Consider the following 22,841-nt stretch of genomic DNA (forward strand, 5'->3'; position numbering starts at 1 on the left):
AAGCGCCTGATCCTTGCGGCCCTGCTGCTCGCCGCGCCGGCTTTCGCGCAGCAGGAGGCGCCGCGACCTTCGCTCCTGCCGCCAGCGCCCCGCTACATGGTGAGCGAATCCGCTTTGGCATCCGTGCGCAATCCCAAGGAGATAGAGAGCGCGACCGGCGGCCGGCTGGGCGTCGCGCTGGTCGACAGCAAGGGCGCTTTGATGCTGGGCTTCAACCGGGACGAGCGCTTCGCCATGTGTTCGACCTTCAAGGCCCCGCTCGCCGCCGCCGTGCTGACCGGCGCGGAAGGCGGCAAGTTCGGGTTGGAGGGGCAGATCAGCTTCACCAGGTCCGATCTCCTGGACTATGCCCCGGTCGTCAGGAAGAATGTGAAGCGCGGCCGCATGTCGATGGAGGAACTGGCGGCGGCGGCCGTGGAGGTCAGCGACAACAGCGCCGCCAACCTGCTGCTGCCGATGGTCGGCGGGCCGGAGGGCCTGACCCGCTTCATCCGCGCCCATGGCGACATGGTGACGCGGCTCGACCGCAATGAGCCCTCGCTCAACGAGAATGTCGAGGGCGACGAGCGCGACACCACCAGCCCTGCCGCCATGGCCGGCCTGATGGGCCGCCTGATCTTCCGCGACCTCGCGCCGGAAAGCGCCGAAAAGCTGCGCGGCTGGCTCAATGCCAGCACAACCGGCGCCAACCGGATCAAGGCGGGCCTGCCCAAGGGCTGGACATCGGGCAGCAAGACCGGAAGCTGCGGCACCGCCTATAATGACGTGGCGCTTGTAAAGGCCCCGTCAGGCGAGGAATATATCCTCGCCATCTATCTCGACCGCCCGACCATCGACGCCAGGGCCGCCGAAGCCGCCATAGCCGAAACCGCCCGCGCGGCGCTGGATTTCGTCGGGAAGGCGCAGAAGACGGGGCTGGAATAAAGCCGCGACCTTGCTGGGAATAGGGCGCTCTTCTGGCGATCCCTCTCCTTGGCCCCTTGCCATAACCGCCACCTTTCGCCATATGCCGCGCCGGGAGTCGGGCGGACGTAGTCGTCGCGAACCTGGTCAGGTCCTGACGGAAGCAGCCACAGTGATTTCGCTGCGGGTCGTTCCGGCTCCCACCTCCAAACAGCATCCGTTCGGACCGGGCCTGACGGCGTCCACTTCTTCTTTCGATGTTGGAACGATGAAGGCTGCCCTTCGGGTCGCCAAGCCCCGTACGAACGGCTAGAAGATTCGCATGTCCGATTCCCCCCAGCCCTATCGCGTGCTCGCGCGCAAATATCGCCCGCGCAATTTCCGGGAACTGATCGGGCAGGACGCGATGGTCCAGACGCTGGGCAATGCGATTCGCCGGGGACGCCTGGCCCATGCCTTCCTGATGACCGGCGTGCGCGGCGTGGGGAAAACCTCCACCGCGCGCCTCATCGCCAAGGCGCTGAACTGCATCGGCCCGGACGGGCAGGGCGGTCCCACCATCGATCCCTGCGGCGTCTGCGAACCCTGCATGGCCATTGCCGAGGGACGCCATATCGACGTGGTCGAAATGGACGCCGCCAGCCATACCGGCGTCGACGATGTGCGGGAAATCATAGAGGCGGTGCGCTACGCCGCCGTTTCGGCCCGGTACAAGATCTATATCATCGACGAAGTTCACATGCTGTCCAAGAACGCCTTCAACGCGCTTCTGAAGACGCTGGAGGAGCCGCCGGCGCATGTGAAATTCCTCTTCGCCACGACGGAAGTGAACAAGGTGCCGGTGACGGTGCTGTCGCGCTGCCAGCGCTTCGACCTGCGCCGCATCCCCGCCGAACTGCTCGCCGCCCATTTCGCCCATGTGGTGGAGGCGGAATCGGTCGCCGTCGAACCCGATGCGCTGGCGCTGATCGCCCAGGCCGCCGAGGGTTCGGCGCGCGACGGCCTGTCCATCCTGGACCAGGCCATAGCGCATGCGGAAATGGGCGAAGGCGCCCCGCTCGTTACCGCCCTGCAGGTTCGCGACATGCTGGGCCTCTCCGACAGGGGCGCCACACGCCGCCTGCTGGGCCTGCTGCTCGAAGGCGACACCGGCGCGCTGCTTGGCGCGGTGCGCGATCAATATGCGCTTGGCGTGGAGCCGCTCTCGCTGATGCGCGGCCTGCTGGAACTGGTCCATGCGGTGACGCTGGTGAAGGCGGGCCGCGACATCGCCAATCCCGGCCAGTCGGCGGAGGAGCGCGAGGCTCTGGCGGATTGGGCCTCGCAACTCGGCTTCGCGCCGCTGCACCGGCTATGGCAATTGCTGCTGAAGGGGCATGAAGAGGTTGCCAGCGCGGCATTGCCGATCGAAAGCTGCGAAATGGCGCTGCTGCGCGTGATGCACGCCGCGACCATGCCCGACCCCGGCGAGATCGCCCGCCTGCTGCGCGAAGGCGCGCCTGCGGCCGCCGCTCCGGGGCAGGCGCCCGCCGCCATACCCTCCGGATCACCTGCCGCGAAACTTCCGGCCAGCTTCGAAGAGCTGATCGAAGCCTTCTGGCAGCGCGGCAAGGGGCAACTTGCGCAGGAAATGCATGATTGCATCGGCCTTGTCCGCTATGCCGCGCCGGAACTGGACTATGCCCCGACGTCTTCCCTGTCGTCCGATTTCCTTGCCCGCCTGAACCCGGCGCTGCGCGAGGTGACCGGCACGGCCTGGCGCGTCAGCGCCGTCGACGGTCCTGCTGCGCCGACCCTGCTGGAACAGGAAATGCGCAAGGCGGCGGATGCCCGTGCGGAAATCATGGAAACCCCAGTGGTCAAGGCGGCGTTGGCTGCTTTCCCCGATGCCGAGCTTGGCGACGAGCTCGAACAATGGAGTGCAGAGCGATGAAGGATCTGAACGAAATATTGGGCATGGCGAGCCGCGTGCAGGAGGAACTGCAACGCGCCCAGGAAAATCTCGACAAGCTGGAGGTGGAGGGCAGCGCAGGCGGCGGACTGGTCAAGGTCCGCGCCTCGGCCAAGGGGCGCATATTGGGCGTCGCCATCGACGACAGCCTGCTCGCCGTGTCGGAAAAGCAGATGCTGGAGGACCTTATCACCGCCGCGTTCAACGATGCGCGCAAGAAGGCGGATGAAGTGTCCAGCGCCGAAATGGGCAAGATGACCGCCGGCCTGCCGCTGCCGCCCGGCTTCAAGCTGCCTTTCTGATCGTGAGCGTGCCGGGGATCAGCCTTTATTCATCATTGCGATCCCATAACGCATGATTGAACCATGCGGCGACCATCCCCATAAAGGCGATGAACCGCATGACTGGGTGGAATGTCACCCCGGAGAGTGAATGACTACGCAATATCCCCTGCTTCCTCTGCGCGACATCGTCGTCTTCCCGCAGATGATCGTGCCGCTGTTCGTGGGCCGCGACAAGAGCGTGGCCGCGCTCGAATCGGCGATGGAAGGCGGCAAGGAAATCTTCCTCGTGTCGCAGCTCGACCCGGCGGAGGATGATCCGGGCCAGGATTCGCTCTACGACACCGGCGTCATCGCCGTGGTGCTGCAATTGCTGAAGCTGCCCGACGGCACCGTTCGCGTGCTGGTGGAGGGCAAGCAGCGCGCCCGGCTGGACGGCATCGGACAGGCCGACGGCCATATGGTCGCGGATGTGACGGCGGTCGAGGAAATCGACGCCGAAGGGCCGGAGGCCGCCGCGCTGATGCGTTCGGTGGCGGAGCAGTTCGAAAATTACGCCAAGCTCAACAAGAAGCTGCCGGCGGAAACCCCCGTGCAGTTGCGCGAGATCGAGGATGCGGGGCGTCTGGCCGATGCCGTCGCCGCCAACATCAACGTCAAGGTCGCCGACAAGCAGTCGCTGCTGGTCGAAGCCGACCCGGTCAAGCGCCTCGAAATGGTCTTCGCCTTCATGGAGGGCGAACTGGGCGTGCTCCAGGTGGAGAAGAAGATTCGCGGCCGCGTGAAGCGGCAGATGGAGAAAACCCAGCGCGAATATTATCTCAATGAGCAGTTGAAGGCGATCCAGCGCGAACTGGGCAATGGCGATGGCGAAGAAGGCGACGAACTCGCTGAACTCACCGAGAAGATCGCCAAGGCCAAGCTGAGCAAGGAAGCCCGCGCCAAGGCGACGGCGGAGCTGAAGAAGCTCAAGGGCATGCAGCCCATGTCCGCCGAAGCCACGGTGGTGCGCAACTATCTCGACGTGCTGCTGGGCCTGCCCTGGGGCAAGAAGGGCAAGGTCAAGACCGACCTCAAAAAGGCGCAGGCGATCCTCGATGAGGATCATTTCGCGCTGGAGAAGGTCAAGGACCGGATCATCGAATATCTCGCGGTGCAGGCGCGCACCAACAAGCTGAAGGGCCCCATCCTGTGCCTCGTCGGCCCTCCGGGTGTCGGCAAGACCTCGCTTGGCCGTTCGATCGCCAAGGCGACCGGGCGGGAGTTCGTGCGCCAGTCGCTGGGCGGCGTGCGCGACGAAGCGGAAATCCGGGGGCACCGCCGCACCTATATCGGTTCGTTGCCGGGCAAGATCGTGACCAACCTCAAGAAAGCCGGGACGATGAACCCGCTCTTCCTGCTGGACGAAATCGACAAGCTGGGACAGGATTTTCGCGGCGACCCCGCCTCCGCGCTGCTGGAGGTGCTGGACCCCGAACAGAACAGCAAGTTCCAGGATCATTATCTGGAGATCGACGTCGACCTTTCAGACGTCATGTTTGTGACCACCGCCAACTCTTTGAATTTGCCGCAACCTTTGCTCGACCGCATGGAGATCATCCGGCTCGAAGGCTATACGGAGGATGAAAAGGTCGAGATCGCCCAGCGGCATCTGTTGCCCAAGCAGATCGACGCCCACGGCCTCAAGGAAGGCGAACTCGACGTCACGGAGGAGGCGGTTCGCGATCTGATCCGCTACTACACCCGCGAAGCCGGCGTCCGCACGCTGGAGCGCGAAGTGGCGCGCCTCGCCCGCAAGGCGCTGCGCAAGATCCTCGAAGGCGCCTATGACAAGGTGACGATCACGCCGGACAATCTGGCGGACTATGCCGGCGTGCGTAAATTCCGCCACGGCGTGGGTGAGGAAGAGCATCAGATCGGCGCGGTGACGGGCTTGGCGTGGACCGAGGTGGGCGGCGAACTGCTGACCATCGAAGCGGTGACCGTGCCCGGCAAGGGCGCGATCAAGACCACCGGCAAGCTGGGCGAGGTCATGAACGAGTCGGTCCAGGCCGCCTTCTCCTATGTGAAGGCGCGCTCGCCCGGCTATGGGATCAAGCCCAGCATTTTCACCCGCAAGGATATCCACATCCACCTTCCCGAAGGCGCGGTGCCCAAGGATGGCCCCTCGGCAGGCATCGGCATGGTGACGACCATCGTGTCGACCCTGACCGGCATTCCGGTGCACAAGGATGTGGCGATGACCGGTGAAGTCACGCTGCGGGGCCGCGTCCTTCCTATCGGCGGCCTCAAGGAAAAGCTGCTTGCGGCGCTGCGGGGCGGCATCAAGACGGTGTTGATCCCCGCGGAAAACGAGAAGGATCTGGCGGAGATTCCGGCCAATATCAAGGAAGGGCTGGAGATCGTTCCCGTGTCCCATGTCGATGAGGTGCTGGCCCGCGCACTGATGAGCAAGCCGGAAGCGATCGCGTGGACCGAGGAGGATGACCTTGCCGCCCAGCCGAACCCGGCGCAGGGGCGGGACGGGGAAGCGTCCATTCGTCACTAAGCTGACTAAGGAAAGCGGCGTCGCACGGCTATTCAGCAAGCTTTTACCATAAAATCTTGCTTGACCGGCCGCCGACGCCGCTTTCCCTTTGACAAGGCCCGAAAGCTGGGCCTTATTGCGCCGCCTACGCCGCGATTCCTAAACTATCCAAACAGCTAGAAGGGGGTTCCCAAGGCATGAACAAGCAGGATCTTATCAGCGCAGTCGCTGAAAGCAGCGGCCTTTCCAAGAGCGACGCCAGCAAGGCCGTCGAGGGTGTTTTCGACGCCATCACCGGAGCCCTGAAGAAGGGGGATGAGGTTCGTCTGGTCGGTTTCGGCACTTTCTCCGTTTCGCAGCGCAAGGCCTCGACCGGCCGCAACCCGCGCACGGGCGAGACGATGACGATCAAGGCTTCGGCCCAGCCCAAGTTCAAGGCCGGCAAGGGCCTGAAGGACTCGGTCAACTAAGGATTTTCAAGGGGCGCTCCCCGGCGGAGCGCCTCGATCCGTTTTCGAGCCGGCATCGCGGTTGGCGGAATTTTTATCGGAGAGAGACTGCCGGATTTGAGCGCGGCAGCAGGGAGCGGGGCTCTCATGCGCGCTGATCTTCCAGGGCATGAAAAGGGGTGGGGGCATCACGCTTCTCACCCCTTTTCTTTTTATTTCGGCATTGCGGCTTTTTCCGCATCAGGCCGCTTGACGGCGCGGGAAGGGCCGCATATGTGGCCCTTCTCTCAAGGGGCACAGCCCCTGTGGCGATCGTAGCTCAGTTGGTTAGAGCGCCGGTTTGTGGTACCGGAGGTCGCGGGTTCGGATCCCGTCGATCGCCCCATTTTCCTTCTTCGCTGGATGAATTTGCGTGAGGGGCGCCCGGTCGCCTTCGAACTTGGTTCGCGCTCAGCCAGTCGAAACTGCTCTCCTTCTTTCCCGCGACGGCTCTTCATCATTCAGGGCTTCGCATGAGGGCCACCGCCCTCTATAGCCGCCTTCATGGACGAAGCACGTGACCGGGGCCTGACCCTCAATCCCAAATATGACAAGGACGGCCTGATCACAGCCGTCGTGACCGATGTGGACAGCGGGGAACTGCTGATGGTCGCGCATATGAATGCGGAGGCGCTTCAGCTTACCCGCGATACCGGCCTTGCGCATTTCTGGTCGCGCAGCCGCCAGTCGCTCTGGAAGAAGGGCGAGACGTCCGGCCATATGTTGCAGGTGCGCGATCTTCGCATCGATTGCGATCAGGACGCTGTCTGGGTGAAGGCTCTACCCGCCGGTCCCACCTGTCACACCGGCGCGCGCTCCTGCTTCTTCCGCCGCATCGGCCCGGAAGGCCTGACAGCTGTCGATGCGGCCGACTAGCCTTGCCGCATTGCTGTTGCTCGCGGCGTGCCAGCGTGAGGCTGCGCCCACGCAGGGGCCGCGCGAAACCGGCATGCAAATCAGTTCCGGCCTCGAACGCGCAGCGATCGAAACCGGCGTGATCGCTGATGCGGCCAAGGTGCCTGCCATCGGCCTCTACCAGCGCAATCATGAAGCCGGTCGCGATGCGCTTTGCGTGATCCCGGCCAAAAACGGCGACTATCGCTTCGGCCTGGAGGCGACCTTCGGGGAGGATCAGAGCTGTGCAGGCAGGGGCTCCGCGCGGCCAGCGGGCGACAAGCTGATCCTGAGCTTCTCCCATAGCGATCATTGCATCGTGGTGGCCCAATATGACGGCGATCAACTATCGCTGCCGGGCGTTGTCGACATGAACTGCGCGAATGTCTGCAAGGGAAGGGGCTCCCTCGAAGGCGTCAGTTTCCCCCGCGTGGCGAACGACGCCGCATCGGCTTTCCAGGCCCGCGACAGTGGTGGCGGGCTGCTATGCGAGTCGGACTAGACGCTTCGGACCCTGTCATGCTCCGGCGAACGGCGGAACGCGGGATGTTGAAGGACTTACTCGCAGGCTACCGCCGCCAAGCGCAATGACCTCTGGCGCAGGTTCAAGGCCAGCAGGAAGACCGCCAAGCCCCCCAAGGCCAATCCCGCGCCGATCCACCCGGTCGATGTCAGGCCGTAGCCGGCCGAGATCGCGAGCCCGCCAAGCCATGGTCCCAGGGCATTGGCGACATTGAAGGCGCCGTTATGCGCCGCCGCCGCCAGCGTCTGCGCATCGCCCGCCACGTCCATCAGCCGGGTCTGCAACACGCTACCCAGGCCCCCGCCGCAGCCGATCAGGAAGATCACCAGCGACAGGCTCCAGATATTGCCGGCCATCAGCGGGAACAACGCCAGCGATGCCGCGCTCCACAGCAGCACGCCGATAGCGGTCCGATTCGGCGCCCGATCCGCCGCCGATGCCGCAACAAGATTGCCGATCGTCAGGCCTATGCCGAAGATCGCCAGCACCACCGGCACCAACTCCTCGGGCACATGGGTCACGGAAATCATCGTCGAGGCGACATAGGTGTAAACCGCGAACAGCCCGCCGAAGCCAATAGCGCCGGTCAGCAGCGTCAGCAGCACCTGCGGTTCGCGTAACGCGCCCAGTTCGCGCATCGGGCTGGCCTCCGGATCGCCGGCGTCGCGCGGCGCATAGATCGCCACCAGCGTCACCGTGATCACCGCCAGCAACGCCACGATGCCAAAGCCCCAGCGCCACCCCAGCGCCTGCCCCGTCCAGTTCGCCACCGGCACGCCGACGACGGTGGCGACGGTCAGGCCCGTCATCACCTGCGCCACCGCCAGCGCGCGCCGGTCATTCGGCACCAGGGACGCCGCCACCAGCGCCGCGACGCCGAAATAGGCGCCATGGGGCAGACCGCTCAGGAAGCGGAACAACAGCATGGTTGTATAGTCGGGCGACAGGGCGCTGAGCGCATTGCCTATCGCGAACCATGCCATCAGCCCGATCAGCAGCTTCCTCCGGGGCAGCCGCGCGCCCAGCACGGCGATCAGCGGTGCGCCCACCACCACGCCCAGCGCATAGGCGCTGATGGCATGGCCCGCCATGGGTTCGCTGATACGCAGATCGCCCGCGAAAAAGGGCAGCAGGCTCATCGCCGCGAATTCGGTCGTGCCGATGGCGAAGGCGCCCATGGAGAGCGCGAGAATGACGAGAGCGGGGTGAACCGCGCGGCTGGCCTGCGCCATCGGTTGCTCCATGTTGCGATGCGATAGGAATGCCGTCCGCACATGATAGAGTTGCGGATTGAAATCAAGTTATGTTCACATGACTTTATTGCAATTACGCCAATAAGTTGCGCAACTCACATGGCCTGTCGGGCCTGGCTGGTGTCCAGCATCCTGCCATTGGTGATGACGACCAGGTCGCCCACCTTGGTCACGCCGAACAGCTTTTTCGCGAACGGCTTTGGCACGCCGATGCAGCCATGGGTGGCATTGCCCCACTGAACGTCGCTGCCGTGGATCGCCACGCCGTCGCTGGTCAGGCGCAGCGTGTAGGGCATGGGCGCGTTGTTGTAGGTCCGCGAATAATGATCGGCGTCCTTTTCCGTGATCGGGAACGCGCCAAGGGGACTGGGCTTGTCGTCCGCGCCATAGAGGATGACCGCCGATCCGATCTCATAACCGGCGCGGAATACCGACAATGTCTGCGCCTTGAGGTCGACGGTGATGATGACCCGTCCGGTCGCCGGCGCGCCGCTTTCGTCCCAGACATAATCGCCATGGCGGAAGGGGCCTTCGATGGGGAGCACCCGCCTGACCATCAGGGCGTGCGGATCGACCGCCAGAGGCTGGGCGCGGGTGCGCTCGACCGGTGGGGATGACCTGGCCGGCTCCGGCGCTTCACTCCTTTGAGCGCTTGTCCTGCCCTGCGGAGGGAGATCGCGCCCGCGGCCGAACGACAGGCCCAGCAACAGCATCACCGCCGCCGCACCGCCGCCGATCGCCAGCTTCACTCGCGTCGAAACCCGTCCCGCCATGAACCGTCCGTTACCTCAGATCGTCGTCATCCGCGCGGAGGCGTGATGACGACCCGTAGCAGCCCAAGCCATTGCAGAAAAAGGTTAAGGCTTCAGCCTTCCCGTTCCACCTCCGCCGCGGCTATGGCGGTAAGGTTCAGGATGCCGCGCGCCGTCACGCCGGGCGTCAGCACATGGATCGGCTGCGCCAGACCGACCAGCATCGGCCCGACCGTGGGCGAGCTGGAGGAAGCCGACAACGCCGTCAGCGTGATGTTCGCCGCGTCGAGATTGGGCATGACCAGCAGGTTGGCCGGCCCTTCGAACCGCGAATCCGGGATCAGCCGCTCGCGCAATCCCTGGCTGAGCGCTGCATCGGCATGCATCTCGCCATCGACCATCAGTTCCGGCGCCGCCTTCTTCACCAGCTTGAGCGCCTCCCGCATCTTGCGGGCGCTGGGGGAATGGGACGCGCCGAAATTGGAATGCGACAGCAGCGCCACGCGCGGCGTCAGCCCGAAATGCTTGAGTTCAGTCGCGCCGAGCAGCGCCATTTCCGCAATCTGGTCGGGCGTGGGATCGGGCACCATATGGGTGTCGGTGATGAACAGCGCGCCCGCGTCCAGGATAAGGCCGGAAAGCGCATAGACCCGGCTGTTGCCCGGGGTGCGGTCGATGATGCGCAGCACATGCTCGACCTCGCCCCAATATTCGCTGTTGCCGCCCACCAGCGCCGCATCGACCCGTCCGGTACGCAGCAGCATGGCCGCGGTGACGCTGGGCCGGCGATAGACATGGCGCACGACCTCTGCCGAGGAAACGCCACGCCGCGCGGCGACGGCGCGATACGCCTCGACCAGTTCGCCCATCAGCAGATGGTCCGTTTCGGGATCGACCACCTCGACATCGCGATCCAGCGCGAAGCTGAGGCCGAGGTCGGGCAGTTTCTGGTTCAATATGCGCCGGCGCGCCACGATGATCGGGCGGACGATGCCCTCGTCCAGCGCATCCTGAATGGCGCGCAGCACGCGCTCATCTTCGCCCTCGCCATAGGCGATGCGCCGCTGCGTTCCCCGCGCTGCCTCGAACACCGGCAGCATCAACTGGGCCGACCGCGTATTCTGCTGCGTGAGCTGTCGCTTATAGGCTTCCAGGTCGAGCTGCCGCTTGGCGACGCCGCTGTCCATGGCCGCCTTTGCCACGGCGCAGGCGATCTCCGCGATCAGGCGCGGGTCGAAGGGGGTGGGGATGATATAGTCCGGCCCGAACACCAGCTTGCGCCCGCCATAGGCTTGGGCGACGCTGTCATGGGCGGGCATGCGGGCGAGATTGGCGATGGCGTCGGCGGCGGCGACCTTCATCGCCTCGTTGATCTCGGTCGCCCGCGCATCCAGCGCGCCCCGGAAGATATAGGGGAAGCACAGGACGTTGTTGACCTGATTGGGATAGTCCGACCGCCCAGTGGCGATGATCGCGTCGGGCCGCGCCTCCCGCGCCACTTCGGGGCGGATTTCCGGCTCCGGATTGGCGAGCGCGAAGATCAACGGATTGGGGGCCATCAGCGGCAGCCATTCGGGCTTCAGCACGCCGGGCGCGGAAAGGCCCAGGAACAGGTTCGCCCCCGGCAGCACGTCGGGCAGGGTCCGCGCATTGGTGGTGCGGGCATAGCGAGCCATGTTCGGCAACATGCCCTCGCGTTCCGAATGGATGACGCCGTCCTTGTCGGTCAGCGTGACATTTTCTTGTCGGAGGCCCATCGACACCAGCAGGTCGACGCAGGCCAGCGCCGCCGCGCCCGCGCCGGAGGTGACGAGCTTGGCATCCGCCAGCGTCTTGCCCTGCAACACCAGTGCATTGCGCACCGCCGCCGCTACCACGATGGCGGTGCCATGCTGGTCGTCGTGGAAGACCGGAATGTTCATCCGCTTCTTCAACTCCGCCTCTATGGCGAAGCATTCCGGCGCCTTGATGTCCTCCAGATTGATGCCGCCGAAGGTCGGTTCCAGCAGGGCGACGGCGTCCACGAATTTCTCGGGATCGGTGGTGTCGACTTCGATGTCGAATACGTCGATGTCTGCGAATTTCTTGAAGAGGACGGCCTTGCCCTCCATCACCGGCTTGGAGGCCAGCGCACCGATGGAGCCCAGGCCCAGCACTGCCGTTCCGTTGGAGATCACCGCGACCAGATTGCCCCGCGCGGTATAGTCCATCGCCTTTTCGGGATCTGCGGCAATGTCGACGCAGGGCGCGGCGACGCCGGGCGAATAGGCCAGCGCCAAGTCGCGCTGGTTGACCATGCGCTTGGTCGGTTCGATCCTCAGCTTTCCGGGTTGCGGATAGCGGTGATAGTCTAGGGCGGCGCGCCGGGTGTTTTCGTCCATGAAATGGCCCTTAAAGCCGCTTTTCCGCGCGGGCAATGCCCGACCGCTCCCATGGCGGGCTGGGGGCATATAGTCCGACAAGAAAATCAATGAAGGCGGTGATGGCGAGTGGCGGATTATTTTGTGGCAGATGAACGGCATAGAGGCCGACATCCGCCGATCCCTCATGATCCGGCATGATCTGCCGAATATCGCCCCGCTCCAGGGCGTCGCTCACGTCCCAGAGCGAGCGCAGGGCGACGCCCACCCCGGAAAGCGCCAGTTCCCGGACCATTTCGCTGCTGTTGGTGCGGACATAGCTGTCGCCTTCGATCAGGACCGGGGCCCTGGGTCCGAGCAGGCGCCAGGGCAATTGTCCCTCCGCCGCCAGCAGGCGGTGCTTGCGAAGATCGGCGGCGGTCTGCGGCATGCCGAAGCGCGTCAGATAATCGGGGGCAGCACATAGCACGCGCCGGTTGGTCGCCAGCCGATGAGCGGCAAGGCCCTGGCCTGGATCGGCCGTGATGCGGATGGCCAGGTCCGCGCGGGTCGCCAGCAGGTCGGCATAGTCGTCCGACAAATCTATCTGCATCCGGACTTTGGGGTGCGCCTCCAGAAACCGGCCCAGATAGGGTGCGACGTGCATGCGCCCGAAGGATGTCGGCGCGGATACCCGCAGCGTCCCTGTCGCCTCCGCCGAAGCGCCGGAGACGCGCCGCTCCGCCGCGTCCAGCGCGGCCATGATCGCGCGCAGGTCTTCATGCAGCCGTTCGCCGGCCGGAGTCAGCGCCAGCCGCCGCGTCGTCCGGTGGATCAGCCGGGTGCCCAGCCGATCCTCCAGCCGGACCAGCCGCTTCGACACCATGGCGGGCGAGACATGCAATCTTCGTCCCGCCGCCGCCATGCCGCCTTCGTCGACGATCGTCGCGAAAAGATCATAATCCGGGTCCATCATTTGTTTCACCAGAGGAAAATCTGAATTCGAATAATATCATCTACCGCGCATAATGCGCCCCGTCTATGGTCCCGTTCAAAAGGAGACCATCCATGACCAGCATGACCGATCGCGCGGGCCTCAAGGTCGCGCAGCAACTCGCCACCTTCATCGAGGAGCGCGCGCTTCCCGGCACGGGCATCGATGCCGGTGCTTTCTGGCGTGGCGCCGCCGCGATCTTCGCGCAATTCGCGCCGGAAAATGCGGCGTTGCTGGCCAAGCGCGACGCGATTCAGGCTCAGATCGACGGCTGGCATCGGGAAAGGGCGGGCCAGCCTGTTGACGCTGCCGCCTATCAGGCATTCCTGCGCGACATCGGCTATCTCGTCCCCGAACCTGCGCCGTTTCAGATCGGCAGCGAAAATGTCGATGAGGAAATAGGGCGCCTCGCCGGACCGCAGCTGGTCGTTCCCATCCTCAACGCCCGTTTCCTGCTGAACGCTGCCAATGCGCGCTGGGGCAGCCTCTACGACGCGCTCTACGGCACCGACGCGATTCCCGGCGCGGCGGCCGGCAAGGGCTATGACGCGCAGCGCGGCGCGCAGGTCATCGCCTGGGCCAAGGCCTTCCTGGACGAAGCGATACCGCTCGCCAACGGCCCCTGGGCCAAGCTCGCCAGCGACGACATCCAGCTTGCCGATCCCGGCCAATATCTCGGACGGAGCGAGAAGGGCCTACTCTTCCGCCATAACGGCCTGCACATCGAAGTCGTCTTCGATCGCACGCACCCCATCGGCAAGGACGATTCAGCGGGCATAGCCGACGTCATCCTCGAATCCGCGCTCACCACCATCTGCGATCTCGAGGACTCCGTCGCCGCCGTCGACGCGGAGGACAAGGTCGCCGCCTATTCCAACTGGCTCGGCCTGATGCAGGGCGATCTTACCGACACGTTCGAGAAGAACGGCGCCATGATGACCCGCGCCCTCAACCCCGACCGCGGCTATACCGCGCCCGACGGTAGCACCTTCACCCTGCCGGGCCGCAGCCTGCTGTTCGTCCGCAATGTCGGCCATCTGATGACCACGCCCGCCGTCCTGCTCGCCAACGGGCAGGAAGCGCCCGAAGGCATTCTCGACGGCATCGTCACCACGCTGATCGCCCTGCATGACCTGAAGCGTGAAGGCGGCAACAGCCGCACCGGCAGCGTCTATATCGTCAAGCCGAAGATGCACGGTCCCGAAGAAGTCGGCTTCACCAACCGCCTGTTCGACGCCATCGAAGACCTGCTGGGCCTCAGCCGCCACACCCTGAAGGTCGGCGTCATGGATGAGGAGCGCCGCACCTCCGCCAATCTGGCCGCCTGCATCGAGGCGGTGAGGAACCGCATCGTCTTCATCAACACCGGCTTCCTGGACCGCACCGGGGACGAGATGCACACATCGATGCGCGCCGGCCCGATGATCCGCAAGGGCGAGATGAAGACCAGCGACTGGATCACGGCTTACGAGGACCGCAACGTCCAGATCGGCCTCGCCTGCGGCCTGTCGGGCCGCGCCCAGATCGGCAAGGGCATGTGGGCCGCGCCGGATCGCATGGCCGACATGCTGGACCAGAAGGTCGGCCATCCCAGGAGCGGCGCCAACACGGCCTGGGTTCCGTCCCCCACGGCGGCGACGCTGCACGCGACTCATTATCACCGCATCGACGTCTTCGCCCGCCAGGCGGAACGCAAGGTCGAGGCCATCGCACCCCTCGACAAGCTGCTGGCCATTCCGGTCGCGCAGCCGGGCCGCAACTGGTCGGAAGAGGAAATCGCCCAGGAACTGGACAATAACGCGCAAGGCATCCTTGGCTATGTCGTCCGCTGGATCGATCAGGGCGTCGGCTGCTCCAAGGTTCCCGACATTCATGACATCGGCCTGATGGAGGACCGCGCCACGCTCCGCATCTCATCGCAGCATATGGCGAACTGGCTGCTTCATGGCGTCTGCACGACGGAGCAGGTCGACGCCGCCTTCACCCGCATGGCCGCCAAGGTCGATGCCCAGAATGCGGGTGACCCGCTCTACCGGCCGATGAGCGGCAACCCGGACAGCCTTGCCTGGCAGGCGGCCCGCGCCCTGGTCTTCGAGGGCGTGGCGCAGCCCAACGGCTATACCGAACCGCTGCTCCACAAATATCGGGCATTGGCCAAGGCGACGGCTTGAGGCTGTGGGATTGAGGCGGATGGCTCATCGCGCCGCCCGTCCTGCCAGCAGCACATAGCCCTTTTCAGAATTTCCTGCCCAGCTATGTTGGGCAGGAGCCGGCGGCGTTCTATCAAGTCATTTCATCAACCCTGCCTGGTGGGACGCCGATCTGTTCATGGACTTGCCCGCGATCATTGCCGACATCGTCGCTCATGCTGCAAGCCGGGAAGATCGCGGCACGGTCGCCAGCTATATTCCGGAACTGGCCAAGGTCGATCCCGGCCAGTTCGGCATCGCTGTCGCAACCGCCGATGGCCGGTTGATCGAGGGAGGCGACTGCGCCACCGGCTTTTCGATCCAGTCCATCTCCAAAGTGTTCGCCCTGACGCTCGCGCTCGGCAAGATAGGCGATCAGCTTTGGCAGCGGGTAGGGCGGGAACCGTCCGGCAACGCCTTCAATTCCATCGTTCAGCTGGAGCAGGAACAGGGCATCCCGCGAAATCCGTTCATCAACGCGGGCGCCGTCGTCGTCGCGGACGTCAATCTGGGCGGTCATCAACCCCGCGTCGCGATTGGAGAAATGCTGCGCTTCGTCCGCTATCTGGCAGGCGACGACGGCATCGCCATCAATGAAACGGTCGCGGCGTCGGAAACGGCGACCGGCTTTCGCAATATGGCGCTGGCCAATTACATGCGCGCCTTCGGCAATATCCGTCATCCGGTCGATCTGGTGCTTGGCACCTATTTTCACCAATGCGCGATCGAGATGAGTTGCCGTCAACTCGCACTTGCGGGCCGCTATCTGATGCTAGACGGCCGGCATCCCGAGGGCGGACGGGTCGTTTCATCCAGCCGGGCCAAGCGGATCAATGCCTTGATGTTGACCTGCGGCCATTATGACGCTTCGGGCGATTTCGCCTTCCGCGTCGGCATTCCCGGCAAGTCGGGGGTAGGCGGCGGCATATTGGCGATCGTGCCGGGTCGCGCGTCCATTGCCGTCTGGTCGCCTGGCCTGAACGAAAATGGCAATAGCCAGCTTGGCACGCTGGCGCTCGAAGAACTGGCCCATCGCACCGGCTGGTCGGTTTTCAGCCCACCGCAAGGTCCGTCCTAAGGCACCTCATCGGCCCGCAGCCGCCGCAGCTTGGGCGCGGTTTCGAGCTGCGCGGCATCCTTGATGCCCATGCGCAGATCCTCCCGCGTCTGGTGGATGGAGGCGATCACCGGTCCCATCGCCACGCCCAGGTCGACCAGCGCGGTCTCCGCCAGTTGGAGCGAACTTTCGAGCGTCTCCGGAACCGCATCGCTGGCCCCGGCGCGATAGAGCTGGGCCGCATGATCGGTGTCCCGTGCGCGCGCGATGATCGGCAGATCGGGCACCCATCCCCGCACACGCTTCGTCACCCGAACCGACAGGACAGGATCGTCCATCGTCAGGATCAGGGCACGTGCATGGCCGAGACGAAGCTTGTCGAGCATTTCGGTGCGGGACACGTCGCCGAACAATATGGGATACCCTCCGCGCCGAGCTTCCGCGACGACGTCCGGGTCGGATTCCACGACGATGAAACGCTGCTTGTGCAGGTTGAGCAGGTCGCAGATCATGCGCCCCACGCGCCCGAAGCCGATTACGACGGCGGCTGCCTCGGCATGGTCTTCGTTGATTTCCGGCGCCTCTTCGCCCAGCGCCATTTCCAGCCGCCGCGCAATGTCATGTCCCAGCCGTGCGAGCAGCGGCGTGATGGTAAGGCCGATAGCGGTCACGATCTGCCAGAAGGCCGCGGTGGAAGGAAGGATCAACTGGGCCGCAGCGGCGGCGGACAATACGATCAATGTGGTTTCCGAAGGGCTGGACATCAGCACGCCGACTTCCAGCGCCACGCCCTTCCTCGCGCCCGACAGGTAGAGCAGGGCCGCGGTGACGATGGTCTTGGCAAGGACCACGCCCACCATCGCCAAAATGAGCGTAGGCCAGTTGGCCAGGATGACGCGCACGTCAAGGCCCATGCCGACGGTGATGAGGAAGACCCCGAGCGCCAGTCCCTTGAACGGCGCGGTCATGACCTCGACCTCGCCATGATAATCGGTTTCCGCGATCAGCAGTCCGGCGAGGAGCGCGCCCACGATCGGAGACAGGCCGGCGATCGAGGTCGCCATGCTGGATATGATGACGACCAGCAGGCTGGCGGCCAGGAACACCTCCGGGCTCTTGGTGCGGGCGGCCTGGCTGAAGATATGTGGCAGGCAGAGGCGGCCAAGGACCAGCATGATGGCGATGGTGATCCCGCTCTTGATCAGCGTGTCGGCCAGTTCGCCCCACGGGCCGTCCGGACTGGCAGCGACCGAGGGAGCAAGCGCGCCCAGCATGAAGATGATGGGGACGAGGGCCAGATCCTCGAAAAGCAGCATGGAAAAGGCCGCGCGGCCGACGGCGCTTTGCGTGCCCACCATCGGCAGCACCACGGCCGTGGACGACAGCGCCAGCGCGAGGCCCAGGCCGAAAGCGCCTGCCGGTGGCTGGCCCAGCAAGTAAAGGCCAAGAGCGATCAGCGTACCGCCGCCGATCAATTCTGCCGCGCCGACGCCGAATACTTGTGTCCGCATGGTCCAGAGACGACGAAAACTGAGTTCGAGTCCGATGGAAAAAAGCAGCAGGATGACGCCCAGTTCGGCAAAGGGCTCTATCGCCGCCCTGTTGGAAATGGTGACATGATAGAGCCAGGGATATTGGCCCACCAAAGCGCCCAATCCCGACGGCCCCACCGCCAGCCCGACGAGGATGAAGCCGATGACAGGGCTGATCCGCAGCCGCGCGAAGCCGGGGATGACGAGCCCCGCGGCCCCCAGGATGACAAGGGAATCGCTGAAGCTCTGTGGGTTGATCGCGCCGGCCATGACCGATCATCGCCACAAATGCAGCGGATATCCAGCGATAAGCACTGGAAACCGGAAAAGATGCCGTGAAAGGCTGTGGTGCGGACGGCGGGACTTGAACCCGCATTCCCAGGGGGAGGCGGATTTTAAGTCCGCTGCGTCTACCGATTTCGCCACGTCCGCTTGAGGCCGTTACCCCCTGAAGGCTAACGACGCACAGGTCAAGGATGTGGTTGGATCAGTGGGCAGCTTTGCCGTTCAGCCGTTCCCGCATTTCCTTTCCGGGCTTGAAATAGGGAACCCGCTTGGCATCCACCGGCACCTGTTCACCGGTGCGCGGATTGCGACCGGTACGCGCGTCGCGCGCCCGTGTCGTAAAGGCGCCGAAGCCCCGAAGTTCCACTCGCCCTCCGCTGGAGAGGCGGTCGACTATTTCCTTGAAGAAAAGATCGACGATCCTTTCCACTTCCTGGAGGTTGAGGTTTGGATTTTCCTCAGCCAATTTCTGAATCAGTTCCGAGCGTATCATTGGTCCTCCAGACTCCCCCTTCTGGTTCCCTGTTTATTTATAATGAATCCTCATGGCTGTGACAATCAGCCAATATCGGTATGTCATTCTCATTTTGGGAATAGAAAAAGCCCGCCGGAGTTAAGTTCCGGCGGGCCATATTACTTAAGTTAGATACCGAAGGAGGGCTTAGCCCTCGCTCTTGGCCTTGAGCGCTTCGCCCAGGATGTCGCCCAGCGAGGCGCCGCTGTCGGACGAACCATATTGCGCCACAGCCTGCTTCTCTTCAGCGATCTGAAGGGCCTTGACAGAGAAGGTCGGCTTCTTGGCGCGGTCGAAACCGGTGACCATGGCGTCGAACTTCTGGCCGATCTGGAAGCGTTCCGGACGCTGTTCGTCGCGGTCGCGGCCAAGGTCGCTGCGCTTGATGAAGCCGGTGGCGCCATCTTCGCCGGCCTGGACTTCCAGGCCGCCGTCGCGGACTTCCAGAACCGTGACGGTTACCGTCTGGTTCTTGTTGAGGCCAGCGGCAGCGGCGGTGGTGCCGCCAGCGGCCGGGCCGCCACGCTCAAGCTGCTTCATGCCAAGGCTGATGCGTTCCTTCTCGACGTCGATGTCGAGAACGACGGCCTGGACCGTCTCGCCCTTGCGGTGCAGGGCCAGCGCGTCCTCGCCCGAAATGCCCCAGGCGATGTCCGACATGTGGACCATGCCGTCCACGTCGCCGTCCAGACCGATGAACAGGCCGAACTCGGTGGCATTCTTGACTTCGCCCTCGACCGTCGAACCGATCGGGTGACGTTCGGCGAAGCTGTCCCAGGGGTTGTTCTGGGCCTGCTTGAGGCCGAGCGAGATACGGCGCTTTTCCGGATCGACTTCCAGGACGATGACGTCGACTTCCTGGCTGGTCGAAACGATCTTGCCGGGGTGGACGTTCTTTTTGGTCCAGGACATTTCCGAAACGTGGACGAGGCCTTCGATGCCCGGTTCCAGTTCCACGAACGCACCATATTCGGTGATGTTCGTGACGCGGCCCGACAGCTTCGCACCGACCGGATATTTGGCGGCGGCGCCTTCCCACGGATCGCTTTCCAGCTGCTTCATGCCAAGGCTGATGCGCTGGGTGTCGCGGTTGATGCGGATGATCTGGACGCGGACGGTGTCGCCGATGTTGATCATCTCGTTCGGGTGGTTGATGCGCTTGTAGCTGAGGTCGGTGACGTGCAGCAGGCCGTCGATGCCGCCCAGGTCAACGAACGCACCATAGTCGGTGATGTTCTTGACGACGCCCTCGATGATCTGGCCTTCGGCCAGCGTCTGGATGAGGCCCGAGCGCTGTTCGGCGCGGGTTTCTTCCAGGATGGCGCGGCGCGACACGACGATGTTGCCGCGGCGGCGATCCATCTTCAGGATCTGGAAGGGCTGCGGGATGTCCATCAGCGGGGTGACGTCGCGAACCGGACGAATATCGACCTGGCTGCCGGGCAGGAACGCAACGGCGCCGTCCAGGTCGACGGTGAAGCCGCCCTTGACGCGGCCGAAGATGACGCCTTCGACGCGGGCGTTCTCGGTGAACTCGGCTTCCAGCTTGTCCCAGGCGGCTTCGCGGCGGGCGCGGTCGCGCGACAGCATGGCTTCGCCATGGGCGTTTTCGACGCGGTCGACATAGACTTCGACTTCGTCACCGACCTTCAGGTCGGCCTTCTGGCCCGGCGCGGCGAATTCGCGCAGCGGCACGCGGCCTTCCGACTTCAGGCCGACGTCGATCAGCGCCATGTCGTTTTCGATGCCGGTAACGGTGCCCTTGACGACGCGGCCTTCAAAGCCGCCATCCTCGCCACCGAGAGAATCATTGAGAAGCGCGGCGAAATCGTCGCGCGAGGGGAATGCCGTAGAGGCCATAGGTAAGTCCTTCACTCGTCATTGCTGGCCTACCGGTTGTGTCCGGTGGTCTTTCAGGCCAAAGCGCCCGCAGGGCCGGATACCCATGCGAACATCCGTTCGGCCATGTCGAGTCGACGCCCTGTGGACAAGCGAAAAGGGCGCCTGGGAATCCCCGGCACCCGGCATCGCGTCAGGCCTGTTGCCGACGTTCCAACTGGGCGTCCACCAGTGCAATGGCCTGCTGGACGGCGGCGTCTATAGTCAAATTGCTGGTGTCGAGCAAGTCCGCTCCATCGGCCATGCGCAACGGGGCATGATCGCGGCTCATGTCGCGGGTGTCGCGGGCCTGGATGTCCGCTATCAGGCTGTCCATGTCGGGATGGCCGCCATGGTCGAGTGCGTCCTGATAGCGGCGCTGGGCGCGGACATGGACGCTGGCGGTGACGAAGATCTTGGCGTCGGCATCGGGGGCGATGACGGTGGCGATGTCGCGCCCGTCCAGGATCGCACCGCCGGGTTGGGTCGCGAAGTCGCGCTGGCGCCTGACGAGGGCCTGCCGGACGCTTTGGTGGATCGATACGCGGGAGGCGAGCGAGCCGACGGCTTCGCTGCGCAGCGCGGGATCTTTCAGCATGGCGTCGTCGAAGTCGCAGGCGGCGAGCGCATCGGCTTCATGGTCCGGGTCGCCGCTGGCCTTGAGCACGGCAAGGCCCACGGCGCGATAGAGCAGGCCGGTATCGAGCACGGGCAGGCCGTAATGCCGGCCCAGCGCCCTGGCGATGGTGCCCTTGCCCGATGCGGCGGGGCCGTCGACGGCGATGATCATGATGCTTTGCCTTTCCGCAGCGCCTTGGCGAGGCCGATCAGGGCGATGAAGGCCCATATGACTTCCAGCGCCATCGACGCGACGTTGAAATGAACCGTCAGCGAATAGATCAGCAGCACCGCGCCGACCAGGTTAAGCAGGTTGAAGAGGGTGAAGCTCAGCACCTTCGCCATGTTGCTATAGGCATAGGCAATGACCATCAGGCCGCTGCCGATCAGTCCCAGGACATTGGCAAGGTCGAACGTCATGCGAGTGCGCCGAGCGAATGCAGCAAAGCGGTGAAACCCGGGAAGCTGGTCGCGACGGGGCGCATGTCGTCGATGGTGACGCCATTGCTGGACACGAGGCCTGCGACCGCGAAGCTCATGGCGATGCGGTGGTCCAGCTTCGTCGCGACGGGGCCGCCGCCGGGGAGGGGCGCGCCACCGCTGCCCTCTATGACGATGCCGTCCTCCAGTTCCTCGACCTGCACGCCGATGGCGCGCAAGCCTGCCGCCATGGTGGCGATGCGGTCCGATTCCTTGACGCGCAATTCTTCCAGGCCGCGGAAGATGCTGCGCCCTTGCGCCAAGGCGGCGGCGATGAAGGCGACGGGATATTCGTCGATCATCGACGGGGCGCGGGCCGGATCGGGCTCGACGCCCCTCAGCGTCGAGGCCGCGATGACGAGATCGCCCACCGGCTCGCCGCCGACCTCGCGCGGGTTTTCGATGACGATGTCGCCGCCCATCTCGCGCAGCAGATCGACCAGCCCGGCGCGCGTCGCGTTGAGGCCGACATTGGCGATGGTCACGTTCGATCCCGGAACCAGCAGGGCTGCAACCATCGGGAAAGCGGCGGAGGAGGGGTCGCCGGGAACGATGATCGATTGCGGGTGGAGTTCGGCTTCGCCCTTGAGCGTGATGATGCGGGTGCCGTCGGCTTCGACCTCCACGTTGAGGTCCGCGCCGAAGCCCTTGAGCATGCGTTCGCTGTGGTCGCGGGTGGGGATCGGTTCGACCACGCGGGTGATGCCGGGAGTGTTGAGGCCGGCGAGCAGGATGGCCGACTTGACCTGCGCCGATGCCACGGGAAGGCGATAGTCCAGCGGCACGGCCGGGCAGGCGCCGCGCATGGTAAGGGGCAGGCGGTCTCCGGGACTGGTGGTGAAGCTGGCGCCCATGCGCGACAGCGGATCGGTGACGCGGGCCATGGGGCGCTTGCTGAGGGAGGCGTCGCCCACGAAGGTGGCGGTGATGGCGTGGCTTGCGACCAGCCCCATCAGCAGGCGGGTGGAGGTGCCGCTATTGCCCATGTCGAGCGCGCTTTCCGGCTGGAGCAGGCCGCCGACGCCCACCCCATGGATGTGCCAGATGCCGTCCGCATCCCTGCGGATGTCCGCGCCCATCGCCCGCATGGCGGCCGCGGTGGCGAGGACGTCCTCACCCTCCAGCAGCCCTTCGACCCGACTCTCGCCCACGGCCAGCGCGGAGAGCATCAGCGAGCGGTGCGAAATGCTCTTGTCGCCCGGCACGGCGATCGAGCCGGAAAGGGCCGGGGCGGCGGTGAAGGTCATGGGCAGGGGCTGGTCGGAAGAAGCGGTCACGGGTCAATCCGTCTGCAAAACTTGAAAAAATGCGCCCGGCTTTTGACAGCGCGGTTTCGCTATGGCAAGGCGCCGTCTCTTCGCGGGCGACCCTGTCGTGCCGCGT

The 22,841-nt window shown here is 64.7% G+C and carries 19 protein-coding genes, 2 tRNA genes and 1 other RNA gene; 11 read left to right on the forward strand and 11 right to left on the reverse strand.

All coding sequences use genetic code 11. The annotated features are described in order from the left end of the window. Positions 1 to 6 precede the first annotated feature (6 nt). The 9 genes from blaSGM to EGM87_RS04275 all read left to right on the forward strand — a co-directional run bounded on the left by blaSGM (position 7) and on the right by EGM87_RS04275 (position 7,546). Positions 7 to 924, forward strand: a complete 918-nt coding sequence (gene blaSGM, locus EGM87_RS04235) for an SGM family class A beta-lactamase (protein ID WP_410483111.1) — start codon at positions 7 to 9, stop codon at positions 922 to 924. Positions 925 to 1,013: 89 nt separating this feature from the next. Continuing rightward, positions 1,014 to 1,111: signal recognition particle sRNA small type (ffs, locus tag EGM87_RS04240), an RNA gene on the forward strand. Between the two features lie 114 nt (positions 1,112 to 1,225). Then, positions 1,226 to 2,836, forward strand: coding sequence for a DNA polymerase III subunit gamma/tau (locus EGM87_RS04245; RefSeq protein ID WP_137709766.1), 1,611 nt, complete (start codon positions 1,226 to 1,228; stop codon positions 2,834 to 2,836). After that, positions 2,833 to 3,156 carry a YbaB/EbfC family nucleoid-associated protein gene (locus EGM87_RS04250; protein ID WP_025549830.1) on the forward strand — a complete coding sequence of 108 codons (324 nt, stop codon included), beginning with the start codon at positions 2,833 to 2,835 and terminating at the stop codon, positions 3,154 to 3,156. Before EGM87_RS04245 ends, EGM87_RS04250 begins: the two co-directional genes overlap by 4 nt. Before the next feature lie 130 nt (positions 3,157 to 3,286). Continuing rightward, positions 3,287 to 5,683 (forward strand): endopeptidase La, encoded by a 2,397-nt coding sequence (gene lon, locus EGM87_RS04255; RefSeq protein WP_171407191.1) that lies wholly within the window; start codon positions 3,287 to 3,289, stop codon positions 5,681 to 5,683. A gap of 176 nt (positions 5,684 to 5,859) precedes the next feature. Next, positions 5,860 to 6,132, forward strand: coding sequence for an HU family DNA-binding protein (locus EGM87_RS04260; RefSeq protein ID WP_007688799.1), 273 nt, complete (start codon positions 5,860 to 5,862; stop codon positions 6,130 to 6,132). 287 nt (positions 6,133 to 6,419) lie between these two features. Next, positions 6,420 to 6,496, forward strand: a tRNA-His gene (locus EGM87_RS04265). 158 nt (positions 6,497 to 6,654) lie between these two features. Continuing rightward, positions 6,655 to 7,026 (forward strand): phosphoribosyl-AMP cyclohydrolase, encoded by a 372-nt coding sequence (gene hisI, locus EGM87_RS04270; protein WP_044662087.1) that lies wholly within the window; start codon positions 6,655 to 6,657, stop codon positions 7,024 to 7,026. Further along, the gene (locus tag EGM87_RS04275; RefSeq protein WP_137709764.1) at positions 7,013 to 7,546 is read left to right on the forward strand and encodes a hypothetical protein; all 534 of its coding nucleotides are present in this window, start codon (positions 7,013 to 7,015) and stop codon (positions 7,544 to 7,546) included. The genes hisI and EGM87_RS04275 overlap by 14 nt, the downstream gene beginning before the upstream one ends. Before the next feature lie 56 nt (positions 7,547 to 7,602). On the opposite strand, the gene EGM87_RS04280 is transcribed toward EGM87_RS04275, so the two are convergent. From EGM87_RS04280 to EGM87_RS04295, 4 genes are all read right to left on the reverse strand, one after another. Beyond that, entirely contained in the window at positions 7,603 to 8,799 is a 1,197-nt protein-coding gene (locus EGM87_RS04280) for an MFS transporter (protein WP_137709763.1), read from the reverse strand. 116 nt (positions 8,800 to 8,915) lie between these two features. Further along, on the reverse strand, positions 8,916 to 9,593 hold the full coding sequence (locus tag EGM87_RS04285; protein ID WP_171010028.1) for a L,D-transpeptidase family protein: 678 nt from the start codon (positions 9,591 to 9,593) through the stop codon (positions 8,916 to 8,918). A gap of 92 nt (positions 9,594 to 9,685) precedes the next feature. Next, positions 9,686 to 11,953: an NADP-dependent malic enzyme gene (locus EGM87_RS04290; protein WP_025549824.1), complete on the reverse strand. Its 2,268-nt coding sequence runs from the start codon at positions 11,951 to 11,953 to the stop codon at positions 9,686 to 9,688. Between the two features lie 10 nt (positions 11,954 to 11,963). Next, positions 11,964 to 12,887, reverse strand: coding sequence for a LysR family transcriptional regulator (locus EGM87_RS04295; protein WP_171010044.1), 924 nt, complete (start codon positions 12,885 to 12,887; stop codon positions 11,964 to 11,966). A 92-nt stretch (positions 12,888 to 12,979) separates the two neighbouring features. Here EGM87_RS04295 and EGM87_RS04300 point away from each other — a divergent pair, with 92 nt between their 5' ends. Both EGM87_RS04300 and EGM87_RS04305 read left to right on the forward strand, forming a co-directional pair. Beyond that, positions 12,980 to 15,076, forward strand: coding sequence for a malate synthase G (locus tag EGM87_RS04300; RefSeq protein WP_137709762.1), 2,097 nt, complete (start codon positions 12,980 to 12,982; stop codon positions 15,074 to 15,076). A gap of 157 nt (positions 15,077 to 15,233) precedes the next feature. Further along, on the forward strand, positions 15,234 to 16,172 hold the full coding sequence (locus EGM87_RS04305) for a glutaminase (protein ID WP_103001352.1): 939 nt from the start codon (positions 15,234 to 15,236) through the stop codon (positions 16,170 to 16,172). Here EGM87_RS04305 and EGM87_RS04310 read toward each other — a convergent pair. The 7 genes from EGM87_RS04310 to aroA all read right to left on the reverse strand — a co-directional run bounded on the left by EGM87_RS04310 (position 16,169) and on the right by aroA (position 22,735). Next, complete coding sequence (locus tag EGM87_RS04310; RefSeq protein ID WP_044662091.1) at positions 16,169 to 17,953, reverse strand: cation:proton antiporter domain-containing protein; 1,785 nt, start codon at positions 17,951 to 17,953, stop codon at positions 16,169 to 16,171. The two genes, EGM87_RS04305 and EGM87_RS04310, sit on opposite strands and share 4 nt — an antisense overlap. Positions 17,954 to 18,029: 76 nt before the next feature. After that, positions 18,030 to 18,115: transfer RNA gene (locus EGM87_RS04315), tRNA-Leu, on the reverse strand. 55 nt (positions 18,116 to 18,170) lie between these two features. Then, positions 18,171 to 18,461 carry an integration host factor subunit beta gene (locus EGM87_RS04320; protein WP_025549821.1) on the reverse strand — a complete coding sequence of 97 codons (291 nt, stop codon included), beginning with the start codon at positions 18,459 to 18,461 and terminating at the stop codon, positions 18,171 to 18,173. Between the two features lie 168 nt (positions 18,462 to 18,629). Further along, positions 18,630 to 20,342 (reverse strand): 30S ribosomal protein S1, encoded by a 1,713-nt coding sequence (rpsA, locus tag EGM87_RS04325; RefSeq protein WP_044662092.1) that lies wholly within the window; start codon positions 20,340 to 20,342, stop codon positions 18,630 to 18,632. 172 nt (positions 20,343 to 20,514) lie between these two features. Beyond that, complete coding sequence (gene cmk, locus EGM87_RS04330) at positions 20,515 to 21,150, reverse strand: (d)CMP kinase (protein ID WP_025550487.1); 636 nt, start codon at positions 21,148 to 21,150, stop codon at positions 20,515 to 20,517. Beyond that, the gene (locus tag EGM87_RS04335; protein WP_137709761.1) at positions 21,147 to 21,398 is read right to left on the reverse strand and encodes a CBU_0592 family membrane protein; all 252 of its coding nucleotides are present in this window, start codon (positions 21,396 to 21,398) and stop codon (positions 21,147 to 21,149) included. Before EGM87_RS04335 ends, cmk begins: the two co-directional genes overlap by 4 nt. Beyond that, positions 21,395 to 22,735, reverse strand: a complete 1,341-nt coding sequence (gene aroA / locus EGM87_RS04340; protein ID WP_137709760.1) for a 3-phosphoshikimate 1-carboxyvinyltransferase — start codon at positions 22,733 to 22,735, stop codon at positions 21,395 to 21,397. Before aroA ends, EGM87_RS04335 begins: the two co-directional genes overlap by 4 nt. Between the last annotated feature and the right edge of the window lie 106 nt (positions 22,736 to 22,841).

The organism is Sphingobium sp. RSMS (assembly GCF_005406185.4).
GTDB lineage: Bacteria > Pseudomonadota > Alphaproteobacteria > Sphingomonadales > Sphingomonadaceae > Sphingobium > Sphingobium fuliginis.

What these genes read in the sequence shown, in the direction of transcription:
- EGM87_RS04245 (WP_137709766.1), top strand. Translation starts at nt 1,226, where the DNA reads ATGTCCGATTCCCCCCAGCCCTATCGCGTGCTCGCGCGCAAATATCGC.
- EGM87_RS04250 (WP_025549830.1), top strand. Translation starts at nt 2,833, where the DNA reads ATGAAGGATCTGAACGAAATATTGGGCATGGCGAGCCGCGTGCAGGAG.
- lon (WP_171407191.1), top strand. Translation starts at nt 3,287, where the DNA reads ATGACTACGCAATATCCCCTGCTTCCTCTGCGCGACATCGTCGTCTTC.
- EGM87_RS04260 (WP_007688799.1), top strand. Translation starts at nt 5,860, where the DNA reads ATGAACAAGCAGGATCTTATCAGCGCAGTCGCTGAAAGCAGCGGCCTT.
- hisI (WP_044662087.1), top strand. Translation starts at nt 6,655, where the DNA reads ATGGACGAAGCACGTGACCGGGGCCTGACCCTCAATCCCAAATATGAC.
- EGM87_RS04275 (WP_137709764.1), top strand. Translation starts at nt 7,013, where the DNA reads ATGCGGCCGACTAGCCTTGCCGCATTGCTGTTGCTCGCGGCGTGCCAG.
- EGM87_RS04280 (WP_137709763.1), bottom strand. Translation starts at nt 8,799, where the DNA reads ATGGCGCAGGCCAGCCGCGCGGTTCACCCCGCTCTCGTCATTCTCGCG.
- EGM87_RS04285 (WP_171010028.1), bottom strand. Translation starts at nt 9,593, where the DNA reads ATGGCGGGACGGGTTTCGACGCGAGTGAAGCTGGCGATCGGCGGCGGT.
- EGM87_RS04290 (WP_025549824.1), bottom strand. Translation starts at nt 11,953, where the DNA reads ATGGACGAAAACACCCGGCGCGCCGCCCTAGACTATCACCGCTATCCG.
- EGM87_RS04295 (WP_171010044.1), bottom strand. Translation starts at nt 12,887, where the DNA reads ATGATGGACCCGGATTATGATCTTTTCGCGACGATCGTCGACGAAGGC.
- EGM87_RS04300 (WP_137709762.1), top strand. Translation starts at nt 12,980, where the DNA reads ATGACCAGCATGACCGATCGCGCGGGCCTCAAGGTCGCGCAGCAACTC.
- EGM87_RS04305 (WP_103001352.1), top strand. Translation starts at nt 15,234, where the DNA reads ATGGACTTGCCCGCGATCATTGCCGACATCGTCGCTCATGCTGCAAGC.
- EGM87_RS04310 (WP_044662091.1), bottom strand. Translation starts at nt 17,953, where the DNA reads ATGGCCGGCGCGATCAACCCACAGAGCTTCAGCGATTCCCTTGTCATC.
- EGM87_RS04320 (WP_025549821.1), bottom strand. Translation starts at nt 18,461, where the DNA reads ATGATACGCTCGGAACTGATTCAGAAATTGGCTGAGGAAAATCCAAAC.
- rpsA (WP_044662092.1), bottom strand. Translation starts at nt 20,342, where the DNA reads ATGGCCTCTACGGCATTCCCCTCGCGCGACGATTTCGCCGCGCTTCTC.
- cmk (WP_025550487.1), bottom strand. Translation starts at nt 21,150, where the DNA reads ATGATCATCGCCGTCGACGGCCCCGCCGCATCGGGCAAGGGCACCATC.
- EGM87_RS04335 (WP_137709761.1), bottom strand. Translation starts at nt 21,398, where the DNA reads ATGACGTTCGACCTTGCCAATGTCCTGGGACTGATCGGCAGCGGCCTG.